The 7,366-nt window shown below is 56.0% G+C and carries 5 protein-coding genes and 2 pseudogenes; 5 read left to right on the top strand and 2 right to left on the bottom strand.

Features of this window, described 5'->3' with window-relative positions:
• Nucleotides 1-128, bottom strand: a pseudogene (locus QZ964_RS05430) (IS66 family transposase); the annotation flags it as partial.
• A 407-nt stretch (nucleotides 129-535) separates the two neighbouring features.
• Here QZ964_RS05430 and QZ964_RS05425 point away from each other — a divergent pair.
• The gene (locus QZ964_RS05425; protein WP_292529669.1) at nucleotides 536-2,653 is read left to right on the top strand and encodes an AarF/UbiB family protein; all 2,118 of its coding nucleotides are present in this window, start codon (nucleotides 536-538) and stop codon (nucleotides 2,651-2,653) included.
• Nucleotides 2,654-2,941: 288 nt separating this feature from the next.
• Nucleotides 2,942-3,643 carry a hypothetical protein gene (locus tag QZ964_RS05420; protein ID WP_292529667.1) on the top strand — a complete coding sequence of 234 codons (702 nt, stop codon included), beginning with the start codon at nucleotides 2,942-2,944 and terminating at the stop codon, nucleotides 3,641-3,643.
• A 146-nt stretch (nucleotides 3,644-3,789) separates the two neighbouring features.
• Here the strand turns inward: QZ964_RS05420 and QZ964_RS05415 are convergent.
• Nucleotides 3,790-4,056: pseudogene (locus QZ964_RS05415) on the bottom strand (transposase); the annotation flags it as partial.
• Nucleotides 4,057-4,174: 118 nt separating this feature from the next.
• On the opposite strand from QZ964_RS05415, the gene QZ964_RS05410 reads away from it, so the two are divergent.
• The 3 genes from QZ964_RS05410 to QZ964_RS05400 all read left to right on the top strand — a co-directional run bounded on the left by QZ964_RS05410 (nucleotide 4,175) and on the right by QZ964_RS05400 (nucleotide 7,168).
• Nucleotides 4,175-6,103, top strand: coding sequence for an adenylate/guanylate cyclase domain-containing protein (locus QZ964_RS05410; RefSeq protein WP_292529664.1), 1,929 nt, complete (start codon nucleotides 4,175-4,177; stop codon nucleotides 6,101-6,103).
• Nucleotides 6,104-6,367: 264 nt separating this feature from the next.
• The gene (locus QZ964_RS05405; RefSeq protein ID WP_292529662.1) at nucleotides 6,368-6,577 is read left to right on the top strand and encodes a hypothetical protein; all 210 of its coding nucleotides are present in this window, start codon (nucleotides 6,368-6,370) and stop codon (nucleotides 6,575-6,577) included.
• A gap of 216 nt (nucleotides 6,578-6,793) precedes the next feature.
• The gene (locus tag QZ964_RS05400; RefSeq protein WP_292529659.1) at nucleotides 6,794-7,168 is read left to right on the top strand and encodes a phasin family protein; all 375 of its coding nucleotides are present in this window, start codon (nucleotides 6,794-6,796) and stop codon (nucleotides 7,166-7,168) included.
• The last annotated feature ends 198 nt before the right edge of the window (nucleotides 7,169-7,366 follow it).

Here is a 7,366-nt window from a genome sequence, read left to right as displayed (position 1 = left end):
CGTTTTTCTTTCTTGTCGGTGGATGGAGGCTTCGACGAATTGCGCGACGTCTTGTCCGGTCGCTGAAGCTGGAGCACCAGCTCAATCAACTCCTCCTTGCTCAGCCGCTGCAAATCAGTCCGATCCATGCGCACATGGATTCAGAGATTGGAGTCCCTGGCAAGGCGACGCGGATTTCCGGAGCCGCGCCTCCGATCGCAGCGCCAAAATGGGGGTGGGTAATTACGGGTCATACCTCGACCATTACACCGACAAGCGCCAAGTCCAGGTTAACGTGACGAGCCCCCCGGGCGTCCGGCCATTTCACCAAATGAAATTCGATTCACACCCTTCGCTCGGCCGTTTTCGCCCTATCTTCATCCAGAGCGTTGCATCGCTTGACGGAGACTTCCGCAAAGCATTGTCTCCGGTGACCACAATGTGGGTCGAAAGACTATTCTTTCCTGACGTCTGGGCGCGCATTCGCCCCCGCGTCAGCGCTGATCAACGTGAAGACGCCAAAAGATAATGGCGGTCCTAATTCGGCGAGCAGAAAATGTCGGATAGCGCCCTCTCCAACCAGAAGCCAAACTCCAAGACGCAGGTCGAACACGGGCCGGTGCGACGCGTAATGGTCGGCACCGACCGGTCGCGAACGGCCGATGAGGCGGTCCAATGGGCGGCATCTTTTGCTGATCGGTTCAGCGCCGAGCTTTTCGTGGTCCAGGTCATCGTTCCACGAGATCCCGCTTCCACCGCGTTCGGAGTAGCCGAGCGCACGCGGGCCGATGCGGCGCGAGTCGAACTCGTCGAATACGCACATCGGCTTGCCAAACAACGTGGACATGGGCTTGTCGTCGTCGACTCGGATCCCGCATCGGCGATCGTCCGCGCGGCTGAACAAGAAGCAATCGACGTTCTCGTAATTGGCAATCTGGGCATGGCTGGCCGCAAAGAATTCCTACTCGGCAACGTGCCCAATCGCATCAGTCACAATGCGCGATGCACGGTGATCATTGTCAATACGTCGATTACTGGCGATCTCGCGCTCAACGCAGCACCACTCGCGAAGTCCCATGGCCCGTTGGCGGCTGCAGAGCCCCATCTCGCCGGGCGAGGCGCCCAAATCGTATCCATCATGGCGAAGCACGGTCTAAAGGAGCTGTTTGGCCGTCCCGACGAGGAAGGCGCGGTTGGCCGGCGCCGGGAGGCAAAGCGCCTGCGCGCCGCCCTCGAGGAGCTGGGCCCCACTTTCTCGAAGCTTGGCCAAATTTTGTCGACGCGCCCGGACCTTTTACCTCCCGAGTATATTGAGGAACTCGCATCGCTTCAGGACCAGGTGCCCCCAATGACCGAGCGCGAGGTTGTCTCCGTGATGGAGCAAGAACTGGGCGTACCCTGGGAGGACGTGTTCGAGTCGATCGACCCCAGTCCCCTTGCAGCAGGCACCATCGGCCAAGTCCACCGTGCAATGCTCGTTGGCGGAGACCGGGTAGTCGTAAAGGCTCAGCGTCCAAACGCACGCAAGGAAATCGAGCAAGATCTCGCTCTGTTAGAAGCGTTCGCGGAGCAGGTTAGTAGGCGACCAGGACTTCGGAAAGTGATTGACATGGAGGCGGTTTTCAAACTGCTCTCCCAGTCGTTGCATCGCGAACTCGATTTTTGCGAAGAGGCGTCGAACATCGAGCGGATGCATGAGATCCTTGTAAAGTACGATCGGCTCGCCGCGCCGGCAGTCCACAAAGACTTTTCCACGTCCCGTCTTCTCGTCATGGAGGAAGTCCAGGGTGCACCTGTCAGCCAAGCTCCGGAAGGGCCAGCACGGAAAGAAGCGGCTCGCCAACTCTTGGAGAGTTTTTACAAGCAGATCGCGATAGATGGGTTTTTTCATGCCGATCCTCATCCGGGAAATCTAATGTGGTGGCGAGATCGAATCTACTTTCTCGATTTCGGTATGGTTGGAACCATCGATGCGGATCTTCGCGAGCAATTAATGTTGCTCTTATTGGCCTTCTGGCAGGAGGATGCCGGGTTCCTGACCGACGTGACGCTGATGTTGTCCGGCTCGTTCGACGCTTCGAATTTGAACATGGCCGACCTCCAGGCGGAGATCGGCGCGCTCATGACAAAGTATCGACGGGCTGCCCTCGCAGAGATGCAGATCGGGCCAATACTGCAAGAGATGAGCGAAATCGCGGTGCGCCATGAAGTGCCGTTGCCAGCTTCGCTCACTCTTGTCGGCAAGGCGCTTGCCCAAGTGCAGTTGGCTACGGCACAACTGGATCCAACGCTTGATCCTTTCGAGGTCGCGGGGAAGTTTCTCATGCGAGCACTGCTTAAGGGCATAAGGGCCAAGCTCGATCCGAAAGCTCTAATTTACGAGTCCCAAAAGCTGAAAGTGCGGGCGGTGCGCATGATCGAAACAATAGAACGCCTGATCGGTGCTCGTCCCGGACAGAATCTCGAGGTGAACTTTCGGGCGAACCTTCTTGAAGACACGGTCCGCCGAACCGGCCGCCGGTTGACGATCGGATTCATTGCTGCGGCAAGTGTCCTCGCGGCCGGCCTCACAGCCACGTCAACGGCTGCGGCAAGCTGGGTGCCAACCGCGTTCGGCGGCAGTGCTGCTCTTTTGACGTTAGGACTAATTATCGATTTCGCGCGACACAGATGAGTGCGACGACTAACGGGTCGTTCGGCCGCGGGAGGGCGAGTTCGTCCCCCGACTGATCGAATGCAGGAGAGCTTTTTCAAGCGCGAACGCTATTCCCGCCATCGCCACAACGATCAACCAGCGTTCGAGTCGCCGAAAGAAAGGTCGATGGAAACCATTCATGCAGCTCTTTCTTAGACTCCATTTGCACCCAAATTTAACACGACAGACCGTCGGGCGATAGCCGCCCTTCCGGCGCTCGGCGCAATGTAGCGCATCGAGGATGGCGCGCGAGAATGCGGGGCATGGATGATCAACGAATTTAGAACAAAACATTGGACGTCTTTGAAAGAGCGGCATAGGGCTGGAGCTTGGGAGGTTCTCGACGCCGGCTACGGCGATCGCCATAGGGCTTACCATTCTTGGAAGCATATCGTCGATCTTTTGGAAAAGCTGAACGAACTGTCTCACCTGGTCGTCCGCCGCGACATCATCACGACAGCCATTTTCTGGCACGACGTCGTCTATCTGACGCGAAATACAGACGGCGGTCAGCGGCCTGATCGGGAGAATGTCAGCGATAGCGCCGAATTGTTTCGAAGATATTCTCTATTCAAGGAGTCAGACGCCGTCGCCGTTTATGAAATGATCATGGCGACCGCCGATCATATTCACGCCGAGGCCAAGCAACAGCATTACGCCGGATTTGTAGCCGATCTCGACCTCTTTTTGGATTTGGATTTGAGTCCTTTGGCTGCGCCGTGGGGGAAATTTGCAGCGAACTTCGAGAAAATTCGGTTTGAATATTCGTGGGTTCCTGAAGCCGAATTTTATTCGGGCCAGCTCAAAATGCTCGAAGAATACATGATAGCTGGTGCGCGACTGTTTCGTCGCCCTGAAACAACGAAAAAGTGGCTTAACTTTGCGACCGCCAATCTCACGCGTTGTGTCAATGAATTGCGAACGAGACTGGCGCTCCCCGTTTCCGGCTCCGCCAACGCTGTGCGTTGACCCCACCATAATTTAGCATTGAAGGTGGACCTCGCCTCTCGCCTTAAAGGGGATGCGCCACCCCTGGCCCAGCACTCAGTCTTCGGCCGCTTCGATCATAGTTGCAGCGATCTCACCGTATACGGCTATCTGATATTCGCAAAGACGCCCTCGCGCGACCAAGCATAGAAATAGCCTTGCACGGTCGAGTAGGGCGGAAACTTCTTGGGCAATTGCCGCCACTGGCAGCCCGTCGAAGCCATATACAAAATCGCGTTCACGACCGCCCGCAAGTCCGTTTCGCGAGGGCGTCCGAGCCTCGCGGCCGGCGGAAGCAAGGGCTCGATCAGCTCCCATTCGGCATCCGTCAAATGACTTGCGTAACGCAGCCCGTCGCGTCGATACTTGCGCCCGGTGATTTCAGTCCAGGCCATCGTGAACCCCTCGAATCTCGCGAATCCGAAGGAATCACAACCGGCTGAAATCACTCAACAACATTTTCGGTCAGCCTCTTAGGGAATTGGCTAAACCACATTCTCAAATGGCGTCGAAATGACTGATGGCAGGCCAGAACAACGCAGGCTCACCGCGATCATGTTCACCGACATGGTGGCGTTTAGCGCAATAGCGCAGCACGACGAGGCCTTGGCGCTGGAGTTGCTAGAGGAACACCGGACTCTATTGCGGCCCGCTTTCCTCAAAAATCAAGGACATGAAATCAAGACGATCGGTGATGGGTTCCTGGTTGAGTTTGCCAGTGCTGTAGCCGCGGTGACCTGCGCGATTGAAATCCAAGAAGCGCTGGCCAGCCGCAACATGGACGCTCCGGCTGAGAGATCATTTCAGGTTCGCATCGGCATTCACCTCGGTGATGTGCTGCTCCGTGGGAATGACATTGTGGGCGATGGCGTCAACATCGCAGCAAGGATTGAGCCATTAGCCGATCCAGGTGGGATTGCGGTCACACAGCAAGTGTTCGATCAGGTATACAACAAAATCCCGCAGACTCTGGCGCGCATTGGCAAAGTCGAGCTGAAAAATATCAAGCGACCGGTGGAGGTGTACCGGATCGTTATCGCGTCGAAATCCACAGCGACGGTCACACCGAAATCGATTGCTGTGCTGCCGTTCGTTAACATGAGTTCCGACCGCGAGAACGAGTTTCTGAGCGATGGGATCAGTGAGGACTTGCTGAACGCCCTCTCAGGAATCGAAGGACTGCATGTAGCGGCGCGCACCTCCTGCTTTGCATTCAAAGGTCGCAACCAAGACATCCGCGAAATTGGAGAAGCGCTTAGCGTGGAGACGGTGCTGGAAGGCAGCGTCCGCAAGGCGGACAACAAGCTTCGCATCACGGCGCAGTTGATCAATGTCGCCGATGGTTTCCGCCTTTGGTCGCAGAGCTTCGACCGGGAGATGCAAGATGTGTTTGCGATCCAGGACGACATCACCAGAGCGATCATGGCCGCGTTGAAATTGCGGTTGGCGAGTTTCGGTGACCAGCCTCTTGTGAAGTCGCCAACGACCAGCACTGAAGCCTATGAGTTGTATCTGAGGGGTCGTTTCTTCTGGAACCAGCGCGGAATTGGGCTGAAGAAGGCGCAGCATTACTTCGAACTGGCCTTGATCGAAGATCCTGACTATGTGCTGGCGATGAGCGGCCTTGCCGACACATACAGTCTGCTGAATTGGTACGGATACCTACCTCCGCGCGAGGCGTTTCCGAAAGCCGCTGCTGTTGCAAAGCGCGCTTTGCAACTCGATCCGCAACTTGCCGAAGCGCGCACTTCGCTGGGATTTTGTCAACTGTGTAAGAGCCGTGATTTCGCCGCCGCCGAACGCGAATTTCGTCGTGCAATCGAGTTGAACCCGCGGACTGTCCCGGCGCGCTACTGGCTCGGATGGGGTTACTCATGTGCCGGCAACCACGATGCCGCTATCGAACTCTGCCGGCACGCGGTCGAACTCGAGCCTTTTTCACCCATCGCCCGTACTTTTTTCGGATGGATGTATTACCACGCGGGAAAGTTCGACGAAGCCGAGCAACAGTTGCGCAAGGTCATCGAAGTGGATGAGCGATTCGCTTTCGGAATTTGGATCTTGGGTAGGGTCTACGTCGCCTCAGGCAAGAGGGATCAGGCTCTCGCAGCGCTTGTCAAAGCGGAGGAACTCTCGAGGGGCGCGGCTTGGACGCGGTGTATGCTGGGTCATGCCTGGGCGGTATTTTCTGAACCGGCCAAAGCCCAGAAAACTTTGGCCGATCTTCAGGACCCGAATCAATATCCGTATGTTCGCGCGATTGGAGTCGCATTGACCTTACTTGGACTGGGTGACCGCGAACAAGCGCTGACCTGGCTGGAGAAGGCTTGCAACGACCGCGATGTCTGGGCCCTAATGATGAAAGTGGATCCGATCTACGCGGACTTACGAATGGACGCTCGATACGTCGCCCTCCTGCGACGGATGGGGTTGGAACAATAACTTACTGTAACCGCGAGCCGGCGTGTGCATGCGGGTTCGCCCGTGCGACAACCCACACAACTCCAATTTGCGGATCGTGGTCGCTAGGCAGAGGCCCGTTTCTTTTTGGTTGCTTGGCTGGAGCCTTCGGCCTCTCTCGTCGCCAGATGGGCTCAATCCGCTACAACGGAGGGCAGAAACAGCACGCGTTAGACTGATTCGAGACCCCCAAAATCGCTCACAAGAATTGAGACAATTCCCGCCACAGATGGGGATTTTGCTCAGGTGACATTCCGCATTCACAACGGATCCGGCAGCTTTGGTTTCCCGGTTCTGGTAAAGAAGAACGAATATGATGAAGCAGACATAACCAAGGTAGCGCGAAGCATTTTGCACGAGAACCTTGCCGAGTTGACCAGCCAAACCGAAAAATGGAAATTAACGGAGGATGAACTGGCGCAACTTTCGAGTTGGAAATTCTACCAGGGCGCATGAATTAGCCTGGGCGCATGCTCGTTCCAATCTCTGCCTACGGAGGCATTCTTTCCTTGCGGGGCTTTGGAAGGCCGCCGGGGCGCGAGCCTTTTTTCTCATTTTGCCTAGAATTGACTATTTGCATCGCAGCACGTTTCTTGAATTTTTTGTGCAACGCACCTAAATACGGGGTTCCTAATGCCTCCTGGGTGCCGTGCCCTAGAAAAAGGATGTCGTATGTTTAATAACTTCAAAGATATGCAGTCACTCTTTTCTGACCCCTTCGCGAGCCCCTTTGAGGCGTTCACGAAACCAACGCGAGAAGCAGCTACGAAGTTTGGGGCTATCAGTGCCGAAACGACGGATTATACAAAGAAGTCATTCGAAAGGGGCCGCGATCACTTCGAAAGGTTGGCCGGGGTAGCGACCGTCGAGGACGCGGTTCAGCTTCAGTCTGATTTCGCTAAGTCTGCATATGAAGACTACGTTGCTCAGAGCACAAAGATCGCAGAAATGTATTCCGACTTAGTGAGGGCCGCTTTTCCGCAAACCGACAACAAGTCACCAAAGAGGGCACCGACGAAGGGCTTTGGCCGCTCCTTTCAGAAGTGAAATTCATAAAGATCAGCCCACAGCCGGTCCAACCGAGCTGTAATACCAATAGCTATGCGGGCTGACTCACGGGGGATTGAACGAAGCCGCTATCGCGGCGGGGTCGGCGAGTTAGCGTGATGGGTCCCCTGTCTGAGAGGATCGTGGGTGTTGCATCCCACCTCTCAGACAGGAGTTTCAGATGGCCGAGTTAAGCCC

Origin of the sequence: Methylocystis sp. (assembly GCF_021731785.1) — a bacterium.
Lineage (GTDB): Bacteria > Pseudomonadota > Alphaproteobacteria > Rhizobiales > Beijerinckiaceae > Methylocystis.
The sequence above is the reverse complement of the archived record's forward strand: the minus strand, read 5'-3'. Positions and strand labels throughout refer to the sequence as shown.